We start from the raw sequence: 26,246 nt of genomic DNA, 5'->3' as shown, positions 1-26,246 counted from the left end.
TTAAAGGAAAGTTGTGATCAGTGGCGCAGGCGCGGGCTGCCGCCAGCAGTTGCGGTGGATATAAGGCGTGATGGGAAATAAAAACCATAAAAACCACGATAATAAATCAGAGATATATCACCCCTGCGCGGATCCGCGAATAGAAACCATAAAAACCATAGTGACCATTAAAACTTCTTTTTTAATTCGGGGAGCTTCACATTAACGACGCCGCTGTCCCTTTACGCTGAAAATGAATAATAACGACAGGGCTGAATTTATGAGCACGACAGACAATGCATTCTCTGCAACCCTTGAACCGATCAATACGCCGAAAGCCACGCTCAGGCAGCGCTGGTGGCACATCATGGATAACTGGAAGGTAGGGATCGTCCCGCTGCCGCTGTTTTTGCTGGCCGGGGGGCTGATTGCCCTCGATTGCCTTGGCGGTAAACTGCCGAGCGATATCGTGGTGATGGTGGCCACTCTGGCTTTCTTTGGCTTCGCCTGCGGCGAGTTTGGTAAACGCCTGCCGGTGCTGGGGAAACTCGGCGCGGCGGCGATCTGCGCCACTTTTATTCCTTCCGCGCTGGTCCATTACGGCCTGCTGCCAGACGTGGTCGTGGAATCCACCACCAAATTCTATAAATCCACCAACATCCTCTATCTCTATATCTGCTGCATTATCGTCGGCAGCATCATGAGTATGAACCGCACCACCTTGATTCAGGGCTTCCTGAAGATCTTCTTCCCAATGCTGTGCGGCGAGGTGGTCGGCATGCTGGTGGGCATCGGCGTTGGCACGCTGCTGGGCATGGAGCCGTTTCAGGTGTTCTTCTTTATCGTGCTGCCGATCATGGCCGGCGGCGTGGGGGAAGGGGCGATCCCGCTGTCGATGGGCTATGCCGCGCTGATGCATATGGAGCAGGGGGTGGCCCTGGGCCGGGTGTTGCCGATGGTGATGCTCGGCAGCCTGACGGCGATCGTCATCTCCGGCTGCCTCAACCAGCTCGGCAAGCGCTTCCCGCATCTGACCGGCGAAGGGCAACTGATGCCGAACCGCAGCCATGAAACCCGCAGCCTCGGCGAGAGTGAAGGCATGAGCGGTAAAACCGACGTCGGGACGCTGGCCTCCGGCGCGCTGCTGGCGGTACTGCTGTATATGATGGGGATGCTCGGCCACAAACTGATTGGTCTGCCGGCGCCGGTGGGCATGCTGTTTCTCGCTGTGCTGTTAAAGCTGGCTAATGTGGTGTCTCCGCGCCTGCAGGAGGGATCGCAGATGGTGTATAAATTCTTCCGCACCGCGGTCACCTACCCGATCCTCTTTGCCGTTGGTGTGGCGATCACCCCGTGGCAGGAGCTGGTGAACGCCTTCACCTTCACCAATCTGCTGGTGATCGTCAGCACCGTCTCCGCGCTGGTGGCGACCGGTTTCCTGGTCGGAAAAAAGATAGGGATGCACCCGATCGATGTGGCGATTGTCTCCTGTTGCCAGAGCGGGCAGGGCGGCACCGGCGATGTGGCGATCCTGACCGCTGGTAACCGCATGAGCCTGATGCCGTTCGCGCAGATCGCTACCCGGATTGGCGGGGCGATAAATGTCTCTCTGGGGTTGCTGTTCCTCAGCCACTATCTGGCGTGATATAACGCTACGCTCAGCGATAAAACTGCTATTTTCCGCTACAGAACGCCGAAAATATCTGCGTTCTGTATCCTAAATGCTCCGCATTTAGCGTTACAATCAGCGCGCGATCGGCTATCGCAACCATCATTATGACAGTCCAGGCGCTGTCGCATTTATCATATGTAGGAGAGGAATTAATGTCAGTGGATACTCCCGCCCAGGCGGGCGTCAGCATCGACGCATTGCTGGCGGCGAAAGAGCAGCGTGCAGCCCGCCAGGCCGACTGGTTGGCCCATTATCAGCAGCCTGTTATTTCCCTGACCCTGGTAACCCCCGGGGCGGTGAAGGACAGCATTCGCTATCGCAACATGATGGGCGTAGCCCTCCAGGCCTGCGATCAGCTGCTTTGGAAGCACCGCTGGCAAACGCTGGATCGTCAGGTGCTGTGGCTGCCGACCGGGCCTGAAGCGCTGTGGTGCGTGGCGCATCCGGCCAGCGAAATCAAAGCGATGTGCGGTACGCTAGAGCAGAGCCATCCGCTGGGACGCTTGTGGGATATCGATGTGATCTGTCCGCAGAGCGGGCAGGTGGGACGCCAGTCGCTGGGCGAGTCGCAGCGCCGCTGCCTGCTGTGCGATGAGCCGGCGCACGCCTGCGCGCGTAGCCGTCGTCACGACACCGATCTCGTCGTTGCCCGCGTTGAGCAGATGATTGACGCGTGGTTTGCCCGCGATTAACGGGTTAGCATTCCCCGGCAGCAGAGCGCTGCCGGGGAGGTCTTAAAAGTCGAGCGGCGCGCGGAAGGTCATCGCGTTGCCGTAGGCGGGGTGGGTGATGGTGAGCGTCTCGGCGTGAAGCAGCAGGCGCGGGGCCATCGCCAGCGCCTCCGGCGTGGCGTAAAAGCGGTCGCCAAGGATCGGATGTCCCAGCGCCAGCATATGCACGCGCAGCTGGTGTGACCGTCCGGTAATTGGCTTCAGGCGCACGCGGGCGGTATTATCTTCCGCGTACTCCAGCACCTCATACTCGGTCTGCGCCGCTTTGCCGGTTTCATAACACACCTTCTGCTTTGGCCGGTTCGGCCAGTCGCAAATCAGCGGTAAATCCACCAGGCCCTCCGCCGGCTGCGGATGGCCCCAGACGCGGGCGATGTACTGCTTCTTCGGCTCGCGCTCGCGGAACTGGCGCTTCAGTTCGCGCTCGGCCGCCTTATTCAGCGCCACCACAATCACGCCGCTGGTGGCCATATCAAGGCGATGCACCGATTCGGCCTGCGGGAAGTCGCGCTGAATGCGCGTCATCACGCTGTCTTTATGCTCATCAAGACGACCCGGCACGGACAACAAGCCGCTCGGCTTGTTGACCACCATGATGTGCTCATCCTGATACAGGATCACCAGCCAGGGATCCTGCGGCGGATTGTAGTTTTCCATCGCCATTTCGCGTTCCGTTACTGGTGAGTGACGACGATCAGACGCAGCGCGTCCAGACGCCATCCGGCCTGTCCCAGCGCCTCCAGCACCTGCTGGCGGTTGCTTTCAATCGCCGCCAGTTCGTCGTCACGGATGTTCGGGTTGACCGCCTTCAGCGCTTCCAGACGGGAGAGCTCCGCCGTCAGCTTATCGTCGGCTTCACTACGCGCCGCGTCGATCAGCCCCTGCGCCGCCTTGGCGATCTGCGCTTCGCCCTGCTGCAGAATGGCATGAACGTCCTGCTGCACCGCGTTGACCAGCTTGCTGCCGGTGTGGCGATTGACCGCGCTCAGCTGGCGGTTGAAGCTTTCAAACTCCACCTGGCCGGCGAGGTTGTTGCCGTTTTTATCCAGCAGCATGCGAACCGGGGTCGCCGGCAGGAAGCGGTTGAGCTGCAGCTGCTTCGGCGCCTGCGCTTCGACCACGTAGATCAGCTCCAGCAGCAGAGTGCCGACCGGCAGCGCCTTGTTCTTCAGCAGGGAAATAGTACTGCTGCCGGTATCGCCGGAGAGGATCAGGTCGAGGCCGTTGCGGATCAGCGGGTGTTCCCAGGTGATGAACTGCGCGTCTTCACGGGACAGCGCCACGTCACGCTCGAAGGTGATGGTGCAACCGTCCTCCGGCAGGCCCGGGAAATCCGGCACCAGCATATGGTCGGAAGGGGTGAGGACGATCAGGTTTTCCCCGCGGTCGTCCTGGTTGATGCCGACGATATCGAACAGGTTCATCGAGAAGGCGATCAGGCTGGTGTCGTCATCCTGCTCTTCGATGCTCTCCGCCAGGGCCTGGGCTTTCTCGCCGCCGTTGGAGTGGATCTCCAGCAGACGGTCGCGGCCCTGCTCCAGCTGCGCTTTCAGAGCGTCATGCTGCTGGCGGCAGGATTTGATCAGATCGTCAAAGCCGTCGGTGGATTCCGGCGCCGCAAGGTAGTTGATCAGCTCGTCATGGACGCTGTCGTAGACGGTCCGTCCGGTCGGGCAGGTATGTTCAAAGGCGTCGAGGCCTTCGTGATACCAGCGCACCAGCACCGACTGCGCGGTCTTTTCCAGGTACGGGACGTGGATCTGGATATCGTGCGCCTGGCCGATACGGTCGAGACGGCCGATACGCTGCTCCAGCAGATCCGGGTTAAACGGCAGATCGAACATCACCAGGTTGCTGGCGAACTGGAAGTTGCGTCCTTCGGAGCCGATCTCGGAGCACAGCAGCACCTGGGCGCCGGTGTCTTCTTCAGCAAACCACGCCGCGGCGCGGTCGCGTTCGATAATCGACATCCCTTCATGGAACACGGCGGCGCGGATACCTTCGCGCTCGCGCAGCACCTGCTCCAGCTGGAGCGCGGTGGCGGCTTTGGCGCAAATCACCAGTACCTTCTGCGAGCGATGGCTGGTCAGGTAGCCCATCAGCCACTCGACGCGCGGGTCAAAGTTCCACCAGGTGCCGGTATCGCCTTCAAATTCCTGATAGATCTGCTCCGGGTAGAGCATGTCGCGCGCGCGCTCTTCCGCGGTTTTGCGGGCGCCCATGATGCCGGATACTTTGATGGCGGTCTGGTACTGGGTCGGCAGCGGCAGGCGAATGGTGTGCAGCTCGCGTTTCGGGAAACCTTTGACGCCGTTACGGGTGTTACGGAACAGCACGCGGCTGGTGCCGTGGCGGTCCATCAGCATCGAGACCAGCTCCTGGCGCGCGGCCTGAGCGTCTTCGCGATCGCTGTTGGCGGCCTGCAGCAGCGGCTCGATATCCTGCTCGCCGATTAGATCGCCGAGGGTATTGAGTTCGCTATCGCTTAGCTTGTTGCCCGCCAGCAGCAGAGCGACAGCGTCGGCCACCGGACGGTAGTTCTGCTGTTCTTCGACAAACTGCGCGAAATCGTGGAAGCGGTTCGGATCCAGCAGGCGCAGGCGCGCAAAGTGGCTCTCCATCCCCAGCTGTTCCGGCGTCGCGGTCAGCAGCAGAATGCCCGGCACGCGCTCGGCCAGCTGTTCAATAGCTTGATATTCGCGGCTCGGGGCGTCTTCGCTCCACACCAGATGGTGCGCTTCATCGACCACCATCAGGTCCCACTCGGCGTCGCACAGGTGCTCCAGACGCTGCTTGCTGCGGCGCACGAAGTCTAAAGAGCAGATCACCAGCTGTTCGGTTTCGAACGGGTTGTAGGCGTCATGCTGCGCTTCGGCGTAGCGCTCGTCGTCAAACAGCGAGAAGCGCAGGTTGAAGCGGCGCAGCATCTCCACCAGCCACTGGTGCTGGAGAGTTTCTGGAACCACAATCAGTACGCGCTCGGCGGCGCCGGAGAGCAGCTGCTGGTGCAGGATCATCCCGGCTTCGATGGTTTTACCTAAGCCCACTTCATCGGCCAGCAGGACGCGTGGCGCGTGACGACGGCCCACGTCGTGGGCGATGTTCAGCTGATGCGGGATCAGGCTGGTGCGTTGGCCGCGCAGGCCGCTCCACGGCATGCGGTACTGCTCGCTCTGGAACTTGCGCGCGCGGTAGCGCAGGGCAAAGCGGTCCATGCGGTCGATTTGTCCGGCGAACAGGCGGTCCTGCGGCTTGCTGAACACCAGTTTGCTGTCGAGCAGCACTTCACGCAGGGTGACGTTCGCTTCCTGGGTATCGAGGCGGGTGCCAGTGTAGGACAGCAGCCCGTTCTCTTCATGCACTTTGTCAACGTGGAGCTGCCAGCCTTCGTGGCTGGTAATGGTGTCGCCCGGGTTAAACATCACGCGAGTGATCGGGGAATCGTTGCGTGAGTACAGACGGTTTTCGCCGATGGCGGGGAAAAGGAGAGTGACCATGCGCGCATCCAGCGCTACCACCGTCCCTAATCCTAGTTCGCTCTCTGTGTCGCTAATCCAGCGTTGACCAAGTGTAAAAGGCATATATGTTCGGCTCTTTAGTTCTTTAATTGCAGGCAATAGTTGATCATCTCCATGTACAACCGGAGATGCGTCAAAATTGGGGCCAGGAATGGAAAGGGCGCTATATTACTGGATGGCAGAACGTTCGTCACGTCCTCCTCACGGTTCATTTTCAGGCTTCTGCGCCCGCGGAATGGGTGAGAAAAAATCAAAATAGCCCCAGCTGTCCTGTCACTATTGTAGCAAAGTCGTCGTTGACGAAGGGCAGGATCCCTTCCGCTACCGGCTGCAGCTGCTTTGACAAATAGTGGTCGTAATCGAGTGGCGACTGCTGATAATCCACCGGTTCCGGACCGCCGGTGGTCCAGACGTATTTGATGGTGCCGCGTTGCTGATACTGCTGCGCCCGACCCCGCTTCAGGTTGTGCTCATCGGCAAGCCTCGCGGCGCGCACGTGCGGCGGCACGTTGCGCTGATACTCCGCCAGCGGCCGACGCAGGCGTTTGCGATAAACCAGCTGCTCATCGAGCTCGCCGTTCATCAGCCTGGCGATAGTCTCCCGCACATAATCCTGATAGGGCTGGTTGCGGAAAATGCGCAGGTACAGCTCCTGCTGAAACTGCTGGGCCAGCGGCGTCCAGTCGGTGCGCACCGTTTCCAGACCCTTGAAAACCATGCGCTGGCCGTCGCCCTCCTGAATCATTCCGGCGTAACGCTTCTTGCTGCCGGTATCGGCGCCGCGGATCGTCGGCATCAAAAAGCGGCAGAAGTGGGTTTCGTATTCCAGCTCCAGGGCGCTGGTTAGCTGGAGTTTGCCAAGCTCCTGCGCCCACCAGGCGTTGACGTCGTTCACCAGCGTCCGGCCGATCTCCGCCGCCTGCGCTTCGCTGTGCGGGCGCTTAAGCCAGACGAAGGTGGAGTCGGTATCGCCGTAGATGACGTCATAACCATTGGCTTCAATTAACGCTTTAGTCTGACGCATGATCGCGTGGCCGCGCATGGTGATCGACGAGGCGAGACGTGGGTCGAAGAAGCGGCAGGCGCTGGTGCCCAGCACGCCGTAAAAAGCGTTCATGATGATCTTCAGCGCCTGGGAGAGCGGCTTATTGTGCTGGCGCTTGGCTTCATCGCGGCCGTGCCAGATCTGGCTGACAATCCCCGGCAGGCAGTGCTTGTCTCGCGAGAAGCGGGCGCCGAGGAAGCCCTCAATGCTGTGCTGGTCATCGGGTTGCGCCAGGCCCTCCACCAGGCCGACCGGATCGATTAAAAAGGTGCGAATGATCGACGGATACAGGCTCTTGTAGTCCAGCACCAGCACCGAGTCATACAGGCCGGGGCGGGAGTCCATCACATAGCCGCCGGGGCTCGCCTGGGGCGGCACGTCGCCGAGGTTCGGCGCCACGTAGCCCAGGCGGTGCATGCGCGGAAAATAGAGGTGGCTGAAGGCGGCGACCGAGCCGCCGTGGCGATCGGCGGGCAGGCCGTTGACCGTCGCCCGCTCGAGTAGAAATGGCATGATCTCTGTTTTGTGGAAGATCCGCGTCACCAGCTCGCAGTCCTGTAGGTTATAGATGGCCAGCGCCGGTTTATCTTCATGGAAGCGGCGATCGATCTCGTCCATCCGATCCCATGGGTTGTCGATGGCTTTGCCTTCGCCCAGCAGCTCGCGGGCCACCGCCTCCAGCGAAAAGGAGGAGAAATTCCAGAACGCCGATTTCAGCGCGTCGATGCCGTCAATAATCAGCCGGCCGTGGGCCTGGGCGAAGAAGACACCGTTCTTAAAACCGTGCTCGCGCCACTCCAGCTCGCTGTTGCCGCGGCCGAGCCTTAGCGGGATGCGGTAGCGTTCGGCATGCTTTTGCAGGACGCGCAGATCGAACTGCACCACGTTCCAGCCGATCAGCACGTCGGGGTCGTGATCGGCAAACCAGGCGTTGAGCTTTTCCAGCAGCAGGGAGCGACTGGCGACGTAGACCAGATCGAAATCGACGTCTGGCGGCGTTTCCGGTTCGGGGCCCAGCATGTAGACCACCCGCTGACCGCAGCCTTGCAGGCCGATGCAGTACAGCTCGCCGTGGCGGCTGGTTTCGATATCCAGCGACACCCATTTCAGCGGCGGGCGATAGTCAGGATTAGGTTTCATGCGCGCGTTAACCAGCTGTGGGCCGCGCGTTTCGCCTTCCACCCACACCGGGGCGGTAATAAAGCGCTCCATCAGGTAGCGCTCCGGCGGACGGATATCGCCCTCATAGAGGGTGACGCCGCTGTCGCGGAGCATCTTCTCCAGACGCATCAGTTGACGATGGGCGCGGCAGTAGAGGCCGACAACCGGCTGGCGATGGAAATCTTTCAGGGCCAGCGAGGCGAAGCGGAAGCCTTTCTCACCCTGCAGCAGTCGCTCAGCCTGCGCCCGCTGCGCTTCGGGGATAAAGGCGACGGACTCCTGCGGCGGCAGCGTGACCTGCAGCGGGCCGTCGTCGGTGGCCAGCCAGAAGGACAGTTCGGTGCCTTGCGGAGTGTCCCGCCAGTGACGGGTGAGTAGAAAACCTGCTCGTGGCTGGGTCACGGGTGCTCTCGATGATAAAAAAACCAGGCCTGATTATAGCCTGGTTTCTCAATGAGTGCTGGGATTTTATACAGGTATTCGGCGCTGAGGTGGCCCCCGGATTTCGGCTTGCGCCTTATCCGGTCTGCCAGACGGTGCAGAGCCGTAGCCCTGCTAAACGCAGCGCGAGCAGGGTGATTATTGGCCGTAGTAGGCTTTGGCCCCATGCTTACGCAGATAGTGTTTATCCAGCAGCGTCTGCTGCATATCCGGCAGCTGCGGCGCCAGCTGGCGGCAGAAGATGCCCATATAGGCGATCTCTTCCAGCACGATGGCGTTATGCACCGCGTCTTCGGCGTTTTTACCCCACGCGAACGGGCCGTGGGAATGCACCAGCACGCCGGGCATCTGCGCCGGGTCGATCTCGCGCTGGCGGAAGGTTTCGACAATCACCTTGCCGGTTTCCCATTCGTATTCGCCGTTGATCTCCGCATCGGTCATCAGCCGGGTGCAGGGCACCGGACCATAGAAATAGTCGGCGTGGGTGGTGCCGGTCGCCGGAATAGCTTGCCCGGCCTGCGCCCAGATGGTGGCGTGGCGCGAATGGGTATGCACAATGCCGCCCAGCGTCGGGAAGGCCTGATACAGCAGGCGATGGGTCGGGGTATCCGACGAGGGTTTCTTCTTACCCTCCACCACTTCGCCGCTCTCCAGACTGACCACCACCATATCGTCGGCGGTCATCACGCGGTAATCCACGCCGGAGGGTTTGATAACCAGAACGCCCTGGTCGCGGTCGACGGCGCTGACGTTGCCCCAGGTTAAGGTCACCAGATTATGCTGCGGCAGCGCTAAGTTGGCTTCCAGCACCTGGCGTTTAAGATCTTCTAACATAGTGTGCTCCGAATAGCAGGCGAGTCGGGTATCCCTCACCCCGAACCTCTCCCGTCGGGAGAGGGAGAAAGGCGGTATCGCGCCAGGCCGGTACCCTCTCCCCGGCGGGGAGAGGGGTAGGGTGAGGGGGCGACCTCTTAGCGTTTTGAACCGTAATAGACTTCATTCCAGCGCAGCGCGTCTTTGAAGGCCGGCAGACGGGTGTCGTTGTCGATGACCGTCAGCTCGATATCATTCAGTTCGGCGAACTGGCGCATATCGTCGAGGTTCAGCGCATGGCTGAAGACGGTATGGTGCGCGCCGCCGGCGATGATCCAGGCTTCCGAAGCGGTACGCAGATCCGGCTGCGCTTTCCACAGGGCGTTAGCCACCGGCAGCTTCGGCAGGTCGTGCGGGGTCGGGACGGTTTCGATGGTATTGACCAGCAGACGGAAGCGGTCTCCCAGGTCGATCAGGCTGGCGACAATCGCCGGGCCGGTCTGAGTATTGAAGATCAGGCGCGCCGGATCCGCTTTGCCGCCGATGCCCAGCGGCTGGACGTCGAGGATCGGTTTCTCGGCGGTGGCGATCGTCGGGCACACTTCCAGCATGTGCGAGCCGAGCACCAGATCGTTGCCGTTGTCGAAGTGGTAGGTGTAATCCTCCATAAAGGAGGTGCCGCCCTGCAGACCAGTTGACATCACCTTCATGATGCGAAGCAGAGCGGCGGTTTTCCAGTCGCCCTCGCCGGCAAAGCCGTAGCCCTGCTGCATCAGGCGCTGTACGGCGAGCCCCGGGAGCTGTTTCAGGCCGTGGAGATCTTCAAAGGTGGTGGTAAAGGCGTGGAAACCACCCTGTTCGAGGAAGCGTTTCATCCCCAGCTCAATGCGCGCGGCGTCCAGCACGTTCTGACGCTTGTCGCCGTGAACCTGCGCCGCCGGGGTCAGACGATAGCTGCTCTCGTATTCATCGACCAGGGCGCTGATATCGCCGTCGCTGACGCTGTTGACCACTTGCACCAGATCGCCGACCGCCCAGGTGTTCACTGAGAAGCCAAACTTGATCTGCGCCGCGACTTTATCGCCGTCGGTCACCGCCACTTCGCGCATGTTATCGCCGAAACGGCACACTTTCAGATGGCGAGTATCCTGTTTGGAGACCGCCTGGCGCATCCAGCCACCGATGCGCTGGTGGGCCTCTTTATCCTGCCAGTGGCCGGTCACCACGCTGTGCTGCTGGCGCATACGGGCGCCGATGAAGCCGAACTCGCGGCCGCCATGCGCGGTCTGGTTCAGGTTCATAAAGTCCATATCGATGCTGTCCCAGGGCAGCGCGGCATTGTACTGCGTATGGAACTGTAGCAGCGGCTTGTTGAGAATGGTCAGGCCGTTGATCCACATTTTTGCCGGCGAGAAGGTGTGCAGCCAGACCACTAACCCGGCGCATTTGTCATCGTAGTTAGCGTCGCGGCAGATGTGAGTGATTTCGTCCGGGGTGGTGCCCAGCGGCTTAAGGACCAGTTTGCACGGCAGTTTGGCTTCCGCATTCAGGCTGTTCACCACATGTTCGGCATGCTTCGTCACCTGGCGCAGGGCTTCCGGGCCGTACAGATGTTGGCTGCCAATAACGAACCATATTTCATAGTTATCAAAAATCGTCATTTTCGTATCCTTAATGGGTGAGCGCTGCCTGAGATTGCGGGGCTTTTTCCGCCTTTGCAGCCGAAGGGAGATAGTGTTGTTCGGCGCTGACCGACCACTGTTGGTAGCGCTGATAGAGTTGTTCGAAACGCTGTGCCTGCGCCGGGCGCGGCTGCAGGGTGGTTTCCACCTGGCTTGCCATCCGCTGCTGGGCGGCTGGAATATCCTCATAGACACCGGCGGCGACGGCGGCGAAGATAGCCGCCCCCAGCGCGCAGCACTGATCGGAGGCGACAATTTGCAGCGGACGGTTCAGCACGTCGCAGCAGGCCTGCATGATGACCTGGTTTTTCCGCGCGATACCGCCAAGCGCCATGACGTTGTTAACCGGGATCCCCTGCTCGGTGAAGCACTCCATAATGGCGCGGGCGCCGAAGGCGGTGGCGGCGATCAGACCGCCGAACAGCGCCGGCGCGTCGGTGGCCAGGTTAAGGTCGGTGATCACCCCTTTCAGGCGCTGGTTGGCATTCGGCGTGCGGCGGCCGTTGAACCAGTCAAGCACCACCGGCAGATGCTCCAGCGATGGATTGTTGGCCCAGGCTTCGGTGAGCGCCGGCAGTAACTGTTTTTGGCTGGCTTTGATTTGCTCCCGCAACGCTGGCTGCTGCTGGGCTAGCTGCTCCAGCGGCCAGCCGAGAATGCGACCGAACCAGGCGTAAATATCGCCGAAGGCGGACTGGCCTGCCTCCATACCGATAAAGTGCGGGACTACGCTGCCGTCGACCTGGCCGCAGATGCCTTTGACCGTGCGGTCGCCGACGCTCTCTTTATCGGCAATCAGAATGTCGCAGGTGGAGGTGCCGATGACTTTCACCAGCGCGTTAGACTGCGCGCCGGCGCCCACGGCGCCCATATGGCAGTCGAAGGCGCCGCCGGAGATGGCCACGGTCTGCGACAGGCCCAGGCGCTGGGCCCACTCTGCGCTCAGCGTGCCGACCGGCACATCGGCCGTCCAGGTATCGGTGAACAGCGGCCAGGCCAGATGCTGGTTAATGATGGGATCAAGCTCATCGAAGAAGCTGGCCGGCGGCAGACCGCCCCAGCTTTCATGCCACAGGGATTTATGCCCGGCGCTGCAGCGGCCGCGGCGCAGATCCTGCGGACGGGTGGTGCCGGAGAGCAGGGCGGGTACCCAGTCGCAAAGCTCCACCCACGAGGCGGCTGCCTGGGCGACGGCGCTATCTTCCCGGGTGACGTGGAGGATTTTGGCCCAGAACCATTCGCTGGAGTAGATCCCGCCAATATAGCGCGAGTAATCCTCTTTGCCCGGCTGGTGGCACAGGCGGGTGATCGCCTCGGCTTCCTCGACCGCGGTGTGATCCTTCCACAGGACAAACATGGCGTTAGGGTTGTCAGCGAATTCTTCGCGCAGCGCCAGCACGTTGCCCTCGGCATCAACGGGAGCCGGGGTTGAGCCGGTGCTGTCGACGCCAATGCCCACGACGTCGGCGCGCTGTTCGGCGCTCAGGGAGGCAAGTACGCTTTTCAGCGCCGCTTCCATGGACTCGATGTAATCTCGCGGGTGGTGGCGGAACCGGTTGTTAGCGCCATCGCAATACTGTCCTTCCCGCCAGCGTGGATACCACTCCACGCTTGCCGCCAGTTCTGCGCCGGAGGCGCATTCCACCGCCAGGGCGCGGACTGAGTCACTACCAAAGTCGAGGCCAATCGCAATTGCCATCTTGTTACTCCATGCAGAAATCATTCATGCAGCAACAGTAGATATCCCCGGCAAAATCCGTCAGGCCGGATTCGCTAATCTTATGGATTATTTTGCTGTCACCTCGCAAAGTGTGACGCCGTGCAAATATTCGATGTGGACTTTCCTGCCGTATTTATAGACACTTTTGTTACCCGGCATATCACGGTGGAATGCACGCCGCTGGCGCTTTTTTCGCTTGCTGTGCGGCTTTTTAGCGAAATTCCCACTGCCGTCGCAGTCGTGACAGGGCCGAGAGCGATAAAATGATGAATATGGACAATTGGTGTCACTAATACCTTCGGGGAGAACCACGCGTATGGCCGAAACGCAAAACGATCCGCTGCTGCCGGGCTACTCTTTTAACGCTCATCTGGTCACCGGTCTGACGCCGATTGAGGCGCAGGGATACCTGGATTTTTTTATCGACCGCCCGCTGGGTATGAAAGGCTATATCCTCAACCTGACGATCCGCGGCGAGGGGGTGATCAACAACCACGGCGAGCAGTTTGTCTGCCGGCCGGGCGATATGCTGCTGTTCCCGCCGGGGGAGATCCATCACTACGGCCGCCATCCCGACGCCAGCGAGTGGTATCACCAGTGGGTCTACTTCCGCCCGCGCGCCTACTGGCACGAGTGGCTCAACTGGCCGACCATCTTCGCCCAGACCGGCTTTTTCCGTCCGGACGAACAGTGGCAGGCGCGCTTTGGCGAGCTGTTCGGCCAGATAGTCGATGCCGGACAGGGGGCGGGGCGCTATTCCGAACTGCTGGCGATTAATCTGCTGGAACAGCTCCTGCTGCGGCGGATGGAGGCGATCAACGAATCGCTGCATCCGCCGCTGGATAACCGGGTGCGCGACGCCTGCCAGTACATCAGCGACCATCTGGCGGACAGCCATTTTGATATCGCCAGCGTCGCCCAGCACGTCTGCCTGTCGCCCTCGCGTCTGTCGCACCTGTTCCGCCAGCAGTTGGGGATCAGCGTGCTCGGCTGGCGTGAAGACCAGCGCATCAGCCAGGCCAAACTGTTGCTGAGCACCACGCGGATGCCGATCGCCACCGTCGGGCGCAACGTCGGCTTTGAAGATCAGCTCTATTTTTCCCGCGTGTTCAAAAAATGCACCGGCGCCAGCCCGAGCGAATTCCGCGCGGGATGTGAATAAAAAGTAAAGAAAGTGAAATGATGACCCGCTTAAATGTCACAGCCAGTAAACTCTTAAGACAATTGTTGGCTTGACGACGGCGCGATGGCTTCGGAGAATCCGGGCTTCGTTTTTTAACCGGGTACATTATGCAAGCATTGCTCGAACACTTTATTACCCAATCCACGGTCTACTCGTTGTTAGCCGTGATGCTGGTGGCCTTTCTCGAGTCGCTGGCGCTGGTGGGGCTTATTTTACCCGGAACGGTGATGATGGCCGGCCTTGGGGCGCTGATTGGCGGCGGTGAGGTTAATTTCTGGCAGGCGTGGCTGGCGGGGATCGTGGGCTGTCTGCTGGGAGACTGGATCTCATTCTGGCTCGGCTGGCGCTTTAAAAAGCCGCTGCACCGCTGGTCGTTCATGAAGAAAAACCGCGCCCTGCTGGAAAAAACCGAGCATGCGCTGCACCAGCACAGCATGATCACCATCCTGATTGGCCGCTTTGTCGGGCCGACGCGTCCGCTGGTGCCGATGGTCGCCGGGATGCTCGACCTGCCGGTGGCCAAATTCGTGCTCCCGAATATTATCGGCTGCCTGCTCTGGCCGCCGCTCTATTTCCTGCCGGGGATTCTCGCCGGCGCGGCGATTGATATTCCGGCCGATGAAAACAGCGCCAGCTTTCAATGGCTGCTGCTGGGGGCGGCGCTGCTGGCCTGGCTGGCGGGGTGGCTGTGCTGGCGGCTGTGGCGGAGCGCGAAAACGTCTGGCGATCGGCTGTCCCGCTGGCTGCCGCGCGGGCGTCTGCTGTGGCTGGCGCCGTGTATGGTCGCGCTGGCGGCAACGGCGTTAACATTTGTCTTCCGCCATCCGCTGATGCCGGTCTATCTGGCGATCCTGCACAAGGTTATCGCGCGCTGATCCCCATCAGATGCGAGGCGCTGCTGCGGCCGCTTAACAGCTCGGCGGTAGCGCCATCCCAGACAATGCGCCCTTCGGCGACCACAATCGAGCGCTGCGCGATGCGCGCGGCATCTTCCACGCTGTGCGAAACCATCAGCAGGGTGAGCTGCTGCTGTTCACAGACATCCGCCACCAGCGCCAGCATCTCCTGACGCAGCGCCGGGTCGAGCGCCGAGAAGGGTTCATCCAGCAGCAGCACCGGCTGCTGGCGCACCAGACAGCGGGCCAGCGCCGCGCGCTGCCGTTGACCGCCGGAGAGCGCTCCCGGCAGGCGGTCAAGCAGGGCATCAATTCCCATCTGGACGGCAATCGCCGTGACTTTCTGCTGCTGTTCGCGGCTCAGTTTCAGGCCAGGGTGGATCCCGAGGCTGATATTCTGCCGAATGGTCAGATGGTTAAACAGGTTATTCTCCTGGAACAGCATCGAGACCGGACGCTGCGCCGGCGGCGTCGCGTGATGCGTCTCGCCGTTAATCTGCAGGCTGCCGCTGGCGGGCGGCAGAAAACCGGCGATCAGATTCAGCAGGGTGCTCTTTCCGGCGCCGCTGGGGCCGAGCACCGCGATGCGCTCGCCGCGCGCGACGTCGAGAGTAAAGCGCATCGGCAGATGCTGGTACAGCCATGTCACATCATTGAGTTTTAGCATCACGCCCCGGAAGTTTTTCAATCAGCGTAAATAATAAGAAACAGAGCAGCAGCAGAAGCAGAGCGGTGACGGCGCCGTCCTGGCTGCGGTAGGCGCCTATCTGCTGGTAGAGATAGAAAGGCAGGGTGCGGAACGCCTCGTTGCCGAACAGCGCCACCACGCCGAAGTCGCCAATCGACAGCACGCAGGCGAAGGCTAACGCCTGGGCTAGGGGGCGCCGGAGCGCGCGAAGTTCGATGACCCGCAGTCGCGTCAGGCCTTCGATCCCCAGCGACTGGCACAGCATATTGTAGCGGACGGCAATGTCGCGCATCGGGTTTTCCAGCACTTTAAGCGCGTAGGGGATCGCCATCAGAGCGTTGGTAAAGATGACGATGCCGTCGGCGGACTCCGGCAGGCCGATGCTGTTATTGAGCAGCAGAAAGAAGCCGGTAGCCAGCACGATGCCCGGCATGGCAAGGATCAGCATGCCGCTCAGCTCCATCGCCTGCCCGGCCAGCGGCCGCTGGCGGGCGCGCAGCTCGCGACTGCTCCATAGCAGCATCATTGTCAGGGTCACGCTCAACAGCCCGGCGGCGATGGCGATGCGCAGGGAAGTCGTTAATGCCTGCCAGAGGGCGGGCTGCGCCAGCACGTCCAGCATATTGCGGTTGACCCCGTCGACGATGACCGCCAGCAGCGGCGGCAGCAGCAGCAGCAGGGCGGCGCCGATCAGCAACCCATCGCTCAGCCGGCTATGCAGGCGATCGTCAGGGTCACGCCAGCCGCGGACATGGCTGACGCCGATAGCCACCGCTTTACTGAGGCGCTGGCTGAGCAGCACCAGCCCGAGGCAGCAGAGCATCTGAATCAACGCCAGCATTGCCGCTCGCGCCGGATCGTAGTCAAAGCTCAGCGCCTGGTAGATAGCCAGCTCAATCGTGGTGGCCTTCGGGCCGCCGCCCAGCGACAGCACGGTGGCGAAGCTGGCAAAGCAGAGCATAAAAATCAGCGCGGCGACGGCGGGAATGTGCCGGCGCATCCATGGCCATTCGACGAGGCGGAAGAAGGCATAGCCGCGCATGCCAAGCTGGGCGGCAATTTGCCGCTGCTCGCCGGGAATGTTCTCCAGCGCCTGCAGCAGCAGGCGGGTGGCCATCGGCATATTGAAAAAGACGTGCGCCAACAGGATGCCCTGCAGGCCGTAAGGTGAGAAATCCCACTGCCAGCCGAAAGTGTGAAACAGCGAGGCCAGCCAGCCCTGGCGGCCATAGACGCTGAGGATGCCGAACACCGCCACCAGCACCGGCAGGATCAGGGTCATCGCGCACAGACGCAGCAGCAACGTGCGGCCGGGGAAGCGACGCCGATAAAGCGCGCGGGCGAGAAAGATAGCCGGCCCCACCGAGAGCAGCGCTGACAGCGACGCCTGCCAGAAGGAGAAGCGCACCACATGCCAGAGGTAGCTATCGCTGAAGACCGTCCGCCAGCCCGCGCCGGGGGCGCTGAACCACAGCGCCAGAAACGCCGCCAGCGCGACGGCGCAGAGCAGCGTAGCGGCGAACAGGCCCGGCAGCAGCCCGCTCAGGTTTAGCGGCTGACGGCGCGTTGCCATGCGCTAATCCAGGTCTGACGCTCGCTGGCGACCTGCTGCGGGGTAAACGTCAGCGTGGTCTGCGGTTTTACCAGGCTTGCAAAACCGGCCGGCAGCGCGACCTGGGTCACCGGATACATCCAGTTGCCGGTGGGGATGGCGTTCTGGAAGCCAGGCGAGACCATGAATTTGAGGAATTTTTCCGCCAGTTCCGGCTGCTTGCTGGCGGCGGTGCGGGCGGCAACTTCGACCTGCAGATAGTGGCCTTCGGCGAAGTTCGCCGCCGCATAGTGGTCTTTCTTCTCTTCAATCATGTGGTAGGCCGGCGAGGTGGTGTAGCTCAAGACCAGGTCGCTTTCCCCTTTCAGGAACAGACCGTAGGCTTCGCTCCAGCCCTTGGTGACGGTAACGGTTTTCGCCGCCAGCTTCTGCCAGGCCTCGGGCGCTTTATCGCCATAGACCTTTTGCATCCACAGCAGCAGCCCCAGCCCCGGGGTGCTGGTGCGCGGATCTTCATAGATGACCCGCCATTTTTGCGGGCTCTCGACCAGCTCTTTCAGGCTCTTCGGCGGGTTGGCCAGTTTGTTTTTGTCATAGACGAAGGCGAAATAGCCGTAGTCGTAGGGGACAAAGATGTCGTTATCCCAGCCGCCCGGCACGCTGACCGCGCTGGCGGGTACGTTGCTTTTGGCAAACAGTTTACTCTGCGCCGCGGCTTCCAGCAGGTTGTTATCAAGGCCAAGCACGACGTCAGCCTTGCTGTTCTTGCCTTCCATGCGCAGACGATTGAGCAGCGAAACGCCATCTTCCAGCGCGACGTACTTCAGCTCGCAGCCGCAGTCCGCTTCAAACGCTTTTTTGACCGCCGGGCCGGGGCCCCAGTCGGCAGAGAAGGAGTCATAGGTATAGACGGTGAGGACAGGCTTAGCCAGAGCGGGCATGGCGACCAGCGCCAGCAGCGGGAGTAATTTTTTCAACACTTTGCACCTCAGAAAAAAGGGGTGGCAAAGGATTTTGAGTGAGCCTCAAATCCCTTCGCCGGCGTTATCCGGATCAGGTTCGACGGGTATTTTCTCAGCCCATACGCTTCATCCTTCAAGCCGCATCTGCGTTAGCTTCGCGCGTTCACCCCAGTCACATAGTTATCTATGCTCCAGGGGATTCACCCGCTTGCTGCCTTGATGCAACTTGAATGATATTGCGTATGTTTATTAGCACCCCGTTGAGAACGGCCTTAGTGTAATGATTTTGTCAGATGACGGAAAGCGCTTACGGCTCCGGCGGCGCAAACCATGCGGATTTAAAATCGAACCAGCCGAGGGTGTTCATCCGCACGCCGCGCATACTGCGCTGGCCCTGAATCATCAGCCAGTGATGGATCAGCGGCACGATATGCTGGCTGGCCAGCAGGCGCTGACTCCAGGTGGCCGGATTAAACTCTCCCGCGCGCCAGCGGCTGGCGTCTTCCTGCCAGTCGATGGGGATGCAGCGCTGAATCAGCGGGACTTCGTACAGATAGGCGAATAGCGAGAATTCGATTGGCAAGGTGAAGTTAACGCTGTTGAGCCAGATATCGCTGACTACCTCGCCGCGATGCCAGGCATCGTACTCCAGCTCCTGGATCTCCAGCTTCACCTGATGCGTGGCCAGCAGGTCGCGCATGATCCCGCCGATCACCCGGTGTTCGACGTGATCGCGGTAATAGGTGAGGGTGACCGTCTCCAGCCCCGCCGGCTTGTCGCTGGCGTGGTTGCTGGCGTGATGCCAGCGCGGCAGCAGGCCGTAGGCGGGAAACCAGTTGCCCTGGTAGTGTTCGCCCGCATGGTAGAGCAGGTTCGCGGGCTGGAACAGATAGCTTAACCAGCGACGCACCGCGTCGTTGGCGCCCAGCGGGCTTCGCGAGTCGAACAGCAGATAGTAGCACCCCTCTTCCAGACGACTCTCCACCGCCTTTTCGCTTTCGGTATTCCCCTGCAGCGTCAGGCCGCCGTTGGGCTCTTCGCTAATTTCCGGTAGCACCCAGACGTTCACCTCATCGATCAGCGCCCGGTAGCCAAAATAGTCCTCAAAGGCGTGGATCTTGAGCTGGTTCTGATTGTTACGCACCACGGCATACGGGCCGGTGCCGACCGGCATCGAAGAAAAGTGGTTCATGGTCTGCCACTCCTGCGGCAGCACCATCGCTGGCACCTGGCCCAGCAGCCAGGGCAGCCAGCGGTCGGGCTGGCGCAGATGAATATCCAGGGTCCAGGCGGTGGGCGACTCGATGCGTTCGATATGCGAATAGAGCGGCAGGGCATTGCTGCGCTGCAGAGAAGCGATCACATCGCTCATCTCCAGCTCACGGCCGTGGTGAAAATGGATGCCTGGCCGGAGGAAAAAGCGCCAGTGGGTGGGCGTCAACTGCTGCCAGTGGTGGGCAATATCAGCTTCCAGTTCCCCATTTTCCTCATTTACCCGCGTCAGCGCGCTGAATATTTGCCGGGCGATATGGGTTTCCGAACGTCGCAGCGCGCTGCCGGGCAGTAAATTCTTCATCGGCCGGTAGTAGAGCACGCGCAGGATGTGCCGCCCCTGGCGGAAGCTGCGCCCGAGATGCGAGACCAGCATCTGACGGACGGCGGCTTTATCGCCGACCAGCTGCACCAGCTGATCGATGCGATCCTGTTCAAGCAGATCTTCGGCACGCTGCTGCTGCAGGGCGAGGCCGGTATAGAGAAAGGTCAGCCGCGAGCGTTTTCCGCGGCCAGCCTCCGCCTCCCAGGTCAGCCAGCCGCGGGACTCCATCATATTGAGCAAGGTGCGCATGTGGCGGCGCGAGCAGCTCAGCATTTCCGCCAGTTCGTTGAGGGTGGTCTCCTGCGACTTGCCGTCGCAGCACTGCCATAGACGGATGAACTGTTGTTGCAGACGGCCGGAAGACATAAAAGGGGAACTCCTGCGCAAAACTCAGCAATTTATTACTCCCCATATTAAGCCAATAATGAATCCCGATGAAGCGAGGAGGTGAATATGATGAGGTCTACCGCAAAATCGTTCTACCAGCGCTACTTTTCTGCGACGCAGGAAGCGTCCTGGCTGGCCCGCCTGATGGCAGGACGACAGCAGGAAATCCTGGGCGAACTGATGCAGTGGGGAGTGACGTCAAAGACCTCTGATCATTGACTTGCAGACATCATGTGTGACTGAGTATTGGTGTTATACTCGTCGTTTTTCAAGCTGCAGGTGCGCGCGCTTGCCCGGGTCTATCGCTGTCGATGCTCCCAGAGCCTATGTTCTGGCCGCGTGAATCGCCCCTACGGGACTCACCCTTTCGGAGCCAGCGTAAGCGCTGCGCAAAACGGTTAACCGTTTGTCCTGCAACGTGAAATCCACAGAGTATAGAATCACCCGCCAGCAGAAAGCCTCTGCTGGCTTTTTTCGTTTACTTCGCGTGTGTTAAGGACATTTCATGCTGTGGTTGATGACGATGGGACGACGGCTAAACGGCGTCTATGCCGCCTTTATGCTGGTTGCTTTTATGATGGGCGTGGCGGGCGCATTGCAGGCGCCGACGTTGAGTTTGTTTCTCAGCCGCGAAGTGGGGGCGCAGCCGTTCTGGGTGGGCCTGTTCTACACCGTGAATGCGATAGCCGGGATCCTGGTGAGTCTGGCACTGGCCAAGCGCTCCGATAGCCGCGGCGACCGGCGGCGGTTAATTATGTTCTGCTGTCTGATGGCGGTAGGCAATGCGCTGCTGTTTGCCTTCAACCGCCACTATCTGACGCTGATCACCTGTGGGGTGATGCTGGCATCCATCGCTAACGCCGCCATGCCGCAGCTCTTTGCCCTGGCGCGGGAATATGCCGACAGCTCGGCGCGGGAAGTGGTGATGTTCAGCTCGGTCATGCGTGCCCAGCTGTCTCTGGCGTGGGTGATTGGCCCGCCGCTGGCCTTTATGCTGGCGCTCAACTATGGCTTTACCACCATGTTCTCTATTGCGGCGGGCATCTTTGCGATCAGCCTGGCGCTGATTGCGGTCAAACTGCCCTCGGTTCCGCGCGTGGAACAGCCCTCGGAAGAGGCGGAGGCGCTGGCGCAGGCCGGCGGCTGGCAGGACAAGAATGTGCGGATGCTGTTTATCGCCTCCACCCTGATGTGGACCTGCAACACCATGTATATCATTGATATGCCGCTGTGGATCAGCAGCGATCTCGGGCTTCCCGACAGTCTGGCCGGGATCCTGATGGGCACCGCCGCCGGCCTGGAAATTCCGGCGATGATCCTCGCCGGCTACTACGTGAAGCGCTTTGGTAAACGTAAAATGATGGTAGCGGCGGTGGCGGCCGGTGTGCTGTTTTATCTGGGGCTGATCCTGTTTCATGGCCGAACGGCGCTGCTGGCCCTGCAGCTGTTCAACGCCATTTTTATCGGCATAATCGCCGGGATCGGCATGCTGTGGTTCCAGGATTTAATGCCGGGACGCGCGGGGGCGGCGACCACCCTGTTTACCAACAGTATTTCCACTGGCGTGATCCTCGCCGGCGTGATGCAGGGGGCGCTGTCGCAGAGCTATGGCCACGCCAGCGTCTACTGGACGATCGCCGCGATTTCGCTGGTGACGCTGTTTTTAACCAGCAAGGTGAAAGATATCTGACCGTCCTCTTCGCCCCGGCGTGCAATTCGCCGGGGCCGCCGTCTTTACTTCAGTTCGATTCGCTTGATGTCGCCGATGATAAAAATGTAGGCAATCACGCCGATCAGCGCCGTCAGGCCGACGTAGATCAGTGCGTAAAAGAAGTTACCCGTTGCGGAGATAATCACGCCAATTATCAGTGGGGCTATAATCGACGCCATATTAGCGCAGAAATTAAATATCCCGCCGGTCAGGCCTGCCATATTTTCCGGGGCAATATCAGAAATTAACGTCCAGCCCAGACCAACCATTCCCTGACCAAAAAATGCCACTGACATAATAATAATAACGGTGCTGTTGGCGCTCACCCAGTTCGCCGCAATAATACAGCTGGAGAGTAATAATCCGGAAATTATTGGTAACTTCCGACTGATATTGACGGAGCCGGTTCGCTTCAGCAGTCGGTCCGAGATCCAGCCGCCGAAGAGGATGCCGATGGCGGCGGCGAGAAACGGCCAGGTGGCGAAGAAGCCAACGTGCAGCCAGGGAAGATGGCGCTCGTTGGCCAGATAGCTGGGAAACCACGTCAGGAAAAACACCAACGTGGTGTTGCCCGCAAACTGACCCAGACTGGCGCCGAGGATCTGGCGACAGCCCAGCAGGCGCCTGGCGTCACGCCAGTTAAATGGAACGTTCTGGATTTTATTGTTAATACCGTTTGCGCCGATATAATCCAGCTCCGCTTGATTAGCCGTGCGCGATTCATGGGGTTCGTGATAAAAACGCCACCACACCAAAGTAAATAAAATACCTAATCCTCCGGTGAGGAAAAAAAGCGTTCTCCAGCCGTGATGTTCGAGGATTAAAAATAACAGCGGTGAGAAGGCCGCCAGTCCTATATATTCACCAACCGTATATGTTGCCGTCGCCCGTGCGCGCTCATGCTGCGGGAACCAGGTGCTGACGATGCGGCTGTTGGCCGGGAAGCAGGGCGCTTCACTGACGCCAAGTCCCAGGCGCAGAAGCAGCAGAGATTTAAGCCCGAGGGTGAAACTTTGCAGCAGGGTAAACAGCGACCAGAAGAAAATTGACAGGGCATAGGTCAGTTTGTTGCCGAAGCGGTCTAAAAACATGCCGCCGGGGATCTGCGCCAGGGCATAGGTCCAGGCAAAGGCGGAGAAAATGATGCCCATCATCGCCGGATCGATATGAATTTCCTGGGTTAACTGTGGGGCAACGATACCGAGGATGGTGCGGTCGAGATAATTGATCATCGTTCCGACGGACAACAGCAGTAAAATAACTATCCGAACGCGGCTTCTTTTTTTCGTCCCTGATGAGGAAGTGAGGACTTCCTGAGAGTTTGACATACTCATAGCGAGATCCTTTAAAGTTTAAAATATTTTTGCATATATTTGTATATGCAAAAATATCTCCGGGAACTATAGGTAGTATCTATGAATGGCAACGCTTTGTGGCACATTCATACGCTTCAGAAAATAATATTTGATATACCGCCGATATTTACCCGCTCATGCGCATTATTGGTGGCTTGCATGGTATATTAGCATCAGTGGATTTATTCTTATATTATACGGGCAAAAATAATGAACCTAAAGCAACTTTATTATTTTAAACGTCTGTCTGAAACTGAACATTATACCGAAGCGGCCTCCAGTCTGTGCATCACTCAGCCTTCGCTAAGCCATGCGATATCAGAGCTGGAGAAGGAGTTAGGGGTCGCGCTGTTCGCCAGACAGGGACGGAACGTTAAAATTACGCAAAACGGCAAGCGTTTTCTGCCGTATGTCGAAGATGCCCTGGCCTCACTGGAAAATGGCCGCACAGTTTTGCAAAAAAACGGCGCTGAAAATAAAGAAAACATTCGTATCGCCTTTATTTACACGATGGGCGAATATGTTGTTCCGCAGTTAATTAATAAATATTCTCTTTCACCTGAGTTTCACAATGTGACTTTTTCTTTTACTCAAGGGACCTCGCTGACGCTGTTGCAGGAGCTGAAAGCGGGAAAAGTCGATCTGGCGATCTGCTCTTATATTGCCGATGAGCCCGATATCGATTTTATTCCGGTTATTCAGCAGGAGCTGGTGGTGGTGACCGCCAGGGATCATCCGCTGGCCCGTCTGTATGAACATGAAGTCGACCTCGTGGAGACGATTCATTATCCCTATATCTATTTTTCAGAAAATAGCGGCTTACGTCCGTTTATCGATAATGTATTTATGCAGCAAAAGCTGGTGCCGGAGATTGCCTGCTACGTGGAAGAGGATACCGCGATGGCCGGGCTGGTCAGCATTGACTACGGGATCGCGATCATGCCGCGGATCTCGGCGCTCTCCCATTACAACGTCCATATCCTGAAGATTAAAAACACCCTCCCTCCGCGCTATATCTATCTGGCGACCATGAAAGACCGGGGACTTTCCCCGGCGCTGCAGTCGTTTAAAAATGTGGTCATCCACGACAGCCAGAAGATCTGTTAGCGAATAGCCCGGAGTGGTCCTCCGGGCTAAGGGGTTATCAGGAGAGAATATCCATCACTTCACGCAGCTTATTGATGGCGATCTGTCCCGGCGCGGAAGCTTGACCCACGGTACCGAAGGTCATGGCTGAGCCAAAAAGACGCCCGGTCACCCGGCTGACGCCGCCTGATTTTCCCATCGACATGGTGATCAGCGGGCGGGTGGCATACTTCTCTTTCATGGTCAGCGTGGCGGCGAGCAGGGTCAGAACGTCCTGCGGCGATTGCGGCATCACCGCGATCTTCGGCAGATCGGCACCCAGATCCTGCATGCGGCGCAGGCGATAGATGATATCTTCCTGGGCGGGGGTTTTATGAAAATCATGGTTACTCATGATCACTTTGACGCCCGCGGCATGCGCATCGTCAACCAGCGCGCGGATCTGCGCTTCATCATTGAACAGCTCGACATCGATGACATCAACCAGTCCACTGCTCGCCGCTTCGCGGTTGAGCGCGAAGTAGGCATCGTCGCTGAGCTCGGTCTCGCCGCCTTCTTTCTTGCTGCGGAAGGTGAACAGCAACGGCAGGGCTTTCAGCGCACCACGGATTTCCGCCAGCGCGGCCATCACCTGGGCCATCTCTCTGACCTGCGTAAAGTGATCAACGCGCCATTCGATGATATCGGCGCCGGCGTCGACCAGGCCGTGGGCGTTACCCAGTATTTCATCCAGCGTTTTGCCGATCAGCGGTACACAAATTAAGGTTTCCCCTTCCTGGAAGGTGATGTTCTTTACGGTAACTGCATTTGTCATGTAGGCATCCATTATTATTCGCGTTGAACCTCAGGCGGTGACTGCGGTGGGTGATACTTTTTGCGCCGCCCGAGCCTGCAGTTGACGATAGCCGATGTACAGGGCGATCACAAAGCCGATCACGGCGATCGCAAAATCAAACCACATAATGCTGGCAATACTGATCTGCGAAAGTTTGGCGGTGATCAGCGGGATCGTGAAGCTGGCGATACTGCCGGCGGTGTAGAAGATCCCGGTTGCCTTGCCTTTCCCGTTCGGGAAGCTCATCGCCATGATCGTCGCTCCCAGCTGTAGCACTCCGCCCGCGGCGGCAAAGCCGATGACAAAGGCGAAGCCGGTAACCATCATCGGCGTCGGGAACAGGCACACCAGCAGCAGCGAGACCATCGACAGGCCAGTATAGATGATCATGGCGACGGCAGAGCTGAACACCTCTTTGACGAAGGCAGCAGTCACGAAGACGCAGACCAACGACCCAACGGTATAGATGCTGAGCAGCTTAATCGCCGAGGCATAGGGCAGCCCGACCACGAACTGGCCGTACTGCGCCAGCCACTGGCTGACCAGATAGAACGTCGCCATGCCGATATAGCCGTACAGCGTGAAGATCATCATATCCAGTTTGTTGGCCTGCGGACGGGCGAACGTTTCCGCCTGTGGCTCAGGAGATTCCTCTTTTTTCGCTGCCTGGCTGTCAGGGAATGGCATTTTAAGCAGGTAAATCCCGCTCAGTACAAAGAGCGCCGCCGCAATCACGAACGACCAGCCGAACCATAGATTCGCCCAGATCAGGAAGCTGATAATGAACGGCAGCAGGAACTGCCCGGCGGAAACGAAGGCTTTGATCAGCACGTTGGCCCGGCTGGCGGAGTGCGGGAAAGATTCCATCAGCGCCGGATAGGTGCCGGAGTCGAGGAAGCTGTTCGCCAGGCCCGCCATAATGCCGAAGACATAGGCCAGATAGATATTTTTGGTCAGCAGAATGCCGACGAAAAAGATCAGGTAGCTCAGGATCCCCAGATAGATAAAGGGCTTGCGACCGAAGCGATCCGAGAGAAATCCGGTCACGATGGTCGCTAACTTACCAATACCTAACGAGGAGATAACGATCGATACGCCGGCTTTATCTGTTCCCCACTGTTCCTGAAGATGGGCCATGTTGAGGGTGATTAACAGCACCCCCATGCCGTGGATCAGGTAGTTGAGGTACAGCCCTGCCGCGGTAGGGACGTATTTATTTTTCATCGCTTGCC

The 26,246-nt window shown here is 59.4% G+C and carries 20 protein-coding genes and 1 riboswitch; of the genes, 7 read left to right on the top strand and 13 right to left on the bottom strand.

The window, feature by feature from the left end:
- The first annotated feature begins 259 nt into the window (after positions 1-259).
- Complete coding sequence (locus GT756_RS21420) at positions 260-1,624, top strand: 2-hydroxycarboxylate transporter family protein (RefSeq protein ID WP_004204284.1); 1,365 nt, start codon at positions 260-262, stop codon at positions 1,622-1,624.
- Between the two features lie 179 nt (positions 1,625-1,803).
- Positions 1,804-2,343, top strand: coding sequence for a citrate lyase holo-[acyl-carrier protein] synthase (citX, locus tag GT756_RS21415; RefSeq protein WP_160125052.1), 540 nt, complete (start codon positions 1,804-1,806; stop codon positions 2,341-2,343).
- Between the two features lie 42 nt (positions 2,344-2,385).
- Here the strand turns inward: citX and rluA are convergent, their stop codons facing one another.
- From rluA to araB, 6 genes are all read right to left on the bottom strand, one after another.
- The gene (rluA, locus tag GT756_RS21410; protein ID WP_004204288.1) at positions 2,386-3,045 is read right to left on the bottom strand and encodes a bifunctional tRNA pseudouridine(32) synthase/23S rRNA pseudouridine(746) synthase RluA; all 660 of its coding nucleotides are present in this window, start codon (positions 3,043-3,045) and stop codon (positions 2,386-2,388) included.
- A gap of 11 nt (positions 3,046-3,056) precedes the next feature.
- Positions 3,057-5,963 (bottom strand): RNA polymerase-associated protein RapA, encoded by a 2,907-nt coding sequence (rapA, locus tag GT756_RS21405; RefSeq protein ID WP_043522256.1) that lies wholly within the window; start codon positions 5,961-5,963, stop codon positions 3,057-3,059.
- Between the two features lie 187 nt (positions 5,964-6,150).
- Positions 6,151-8,508 carry a DNA polymerase II gene (gene polB, locus GT756_RS21400; RefSeq protein ID WP_064189474.1) on the bottom strand — a complete coding sequence of 786 codons (2,358 nt, stop codon included), beginning with the start codon at positions 8,506-8,508 and terminating at the stop codon, positions 6,151-6,153.
- 177 nt (positions 8,509-8,685) lie between these two features.
- Complete coding sequence (gene araD, locus GT756_RS21395) at positions 8,686-9,381, bottom strand: L-ribulose-5-phosphate 4-epimerase (RefSeq protein ID WP_017901201.1); 696 nt, start codon at positions 9,379-9,381, stop codon at positions 8,686-8,688.
- A 137-nt stretch (positions 9,382-9,518) separates the two neighbouring features.
- Positions 9,519-11,021: an L-arabinose isomerase gene (gene araA, locus GT756_RS21390; protein WP_057213368.1), complete on the bottom strand. Its 1,503-nt coding sequence runs from the start codon at positions 11,019-11,021 to the stop codon at positions 9,519-9,521.
- A gap of 10 nt (positions 11,022-11,031) precedes the next feature.
- Positions 11,032-12,741 (bottom strand): ribulokinase, encoded by a 1,710-nt coding sequence (gene araB, locus GT756_RS21385; protein WP_160125051.1) that lies wholly within the window; start codon positions 12,739-12,741, stop codon positions 11,032-11,034.
- A 337-nt stretch (positions 12,742-13,078) separates the two neighbouring features.
- Here araB and araC point away from each other — a divergent pair, with 337 nt between their 5' ends.
- Positions 13,079-13,924, top strand: a complete 846-nt coding sequence (gene araC, locus GT756_RS21380; RefSeq protein ID WP_004204301.1) for an arabinose operon transcriptional regulator AraC — start codon at positions 13,079-13,081, stop codon at positions 13,922-13,924.
- Between the two features lie 128 nt (positions 13,925-14,052).
- The gene (locus GT756_RS21375; RefSeq protein ID WP_004204302.1) at positions 14,053-14,820 is read left to right on the top strand and encodes a DedA family protein; all 768 of its coding nucleotides are present in this window, start codon (positions 14,053-14,055) and stop codon (positions 14,818-14,820) included.
- Here the strand turns inward: GT756_RS21375 and thiQ are convergent.
- From thiQ to sgrR, 4 genes are all read right to left on the bottom strand, one after another.
- On the bottom strand, positions 14,807-15,508 hold the full coding sequence (gene thiQ, locus GT756_RS21370) for a thiamine ABC transporter ATP-binding protein ThiQ (protein ID WP_064189475.1): 702 nt from the start codon (positions 15,506-15,508) through the stop codon (positions 14,807-14,809). The genes GT756_RS21375 and thiQ overlap by 14 nt on opposite strands.
- On the bottom strand, positions 15,492-17,102 hold the full coding sequence (gene thiP, locus GT756_RS21365; RefSeq protein WP_004204304.1) for a thiamine/thiamine pyrophosphate ABC transporter permease ThiP: 1,611 nt from the start codon (positions 17,100-17,102) through the stop codon (positions 15,492-15,494). The genes thiQ and thiP overlap by 17 nt, the downstream gene beginning before the upstream one ends.
- Positions 17,078-18,061, bottom strand: coding sequence for a thiamine ABC transporter substrate binding subunit (thiB, locus tag GT756_RS21360; protein WP_064189476.1), 984 nt, complete (start codon positions 18,059-18,061; stop codon positions 17,078-17,080). The genes thiP and thiB overlap by 25 nt, the downstream gene beginning before the upstream one ends.
- Before the next feature lie 32 nt (positions 18,062-18,093).
- A riboswitch (TPP riboswitch) is annotated at positions 18,094-18,313 on the bottom strand.
- A 37-nt stretch (positions 18,314-18,350) separates the two neighbouring features.
- Positions 18,351-20,006, bottom strand: coding sequence for an HTH-type transcriptional regulator SgrR (gene sgrR, locus GT756_RS21355; RefSeq protein WP_065799900.1), 1,656 nt, complete (start codon positions 20,004-20,006; stop codon positions 18,351-18,353).
- An 87-nt stretch (positions 20,007-20,093) separates the two neighbouring features.
- Here sgrR and sgrT point away from each other — a divergent pair, with 87 nt between their 5' ends.
- Together sgrT and GT756_RS21345 are read left to right on the top strand one after the other, a co-directional pair.
- Positions 20,094-20,246 (top strand): glucose uptake inhibitor SgrT, encoded by a 153-nt coding sequence (sgrT, locus tag GT756_RS21350; protein ID WP_004204309.1) that lies wholly within the window; start codon positions 20,094-20,096, stop codon positions 20,244-20,246.
- A 286-nt stretch (positions 20,247-20,532) separates the two neighbouring features.
- Complete coding sequence (locus tag GT756_RS21345) at positions 20,533-21,717, top strand: sugar efflux transporter (RefSeq protein ID WP_023319717.1); 1,185 nt, start codon at positions 20,533-20,535, stop codon at positions 21,715-21,717.
- Positions 21,718-21,761: 44 nt separating this feature from the next.
- Here the strand turns inward: GT756_RS21345 and GT756_RS21340 are convergent, their stop codons facing one another.
- Positions 21,762-23,072 carry an MFS transporter gene (locus tag GT756_RS21340; RefSeq protein WP_004204313.1) on the bottom strand — a complete coding sequence of 437 codons (1,311 nt, stop codon included), beginning with the start codon at positions 23,070-23,072 and terminating at the stop codon, positions 21,762-21,764.
- A 231-nt stretch (positions 23,073-23,303) separates the two neighbouring features.
- On the opposite strand from GT756_RS21340, the gene GT756_RS21335 reads away from it, so the two are divergent.
- Entirely contained in the window at positions 23,304-24,200 is an 897-nt protein-coding gene (locus GT756_RS21335; RefSeq protein ID WP_004204315.1) for a LysR family transcriptional regulator, read from the top strand.
- A 37-nt stretch (positions 24,201-24,237) separates the two neighbouring features.
- Here the strand turns inward: GT756_RS21335 and aroD are convergent, their stop codons facing one another.
- Entirely contained in the window at positions 24,238-24,993 is a 756-nt protein-coding gene (aroD, locus tag GT756_RS21330; protein ID WP_048294152.1) for a type I 3-dehydroquinate dehydratase, read from the bottom strand.
- Between the two features lie 30 nt (positions 24,994-25,023).
- On the bottom strand, positions 25,024-26,238 hold the full coding sequence (locus tag GT756_RS21325; RefSeq protein WP_062914367.1) for an MFS transporter: 1,215 nt from the start codon (positions 26,236-26,238) through the stop codon (positions 25,024-25,026).
- Between the last annotated feature and the right edge of the window lie 8 nt (positions 26,239-26,246).

This window comes from Klebsiella sp. Q2, assembly GCF_009900705.1.
In the GTDB taxonomy this organism is placed as follows: domain Bacteria; phylum Pseudomonadota; class Gammaproteobacteria; order Enterobacterales; family Enterobacteriaceae; genus Klebsiella; species Klebsiella quasipneumoniae.
Note: the sequence above shows the minus strand (reverse complement) of the source record. Positions and strands in the feature narration are given on the sequence as shown.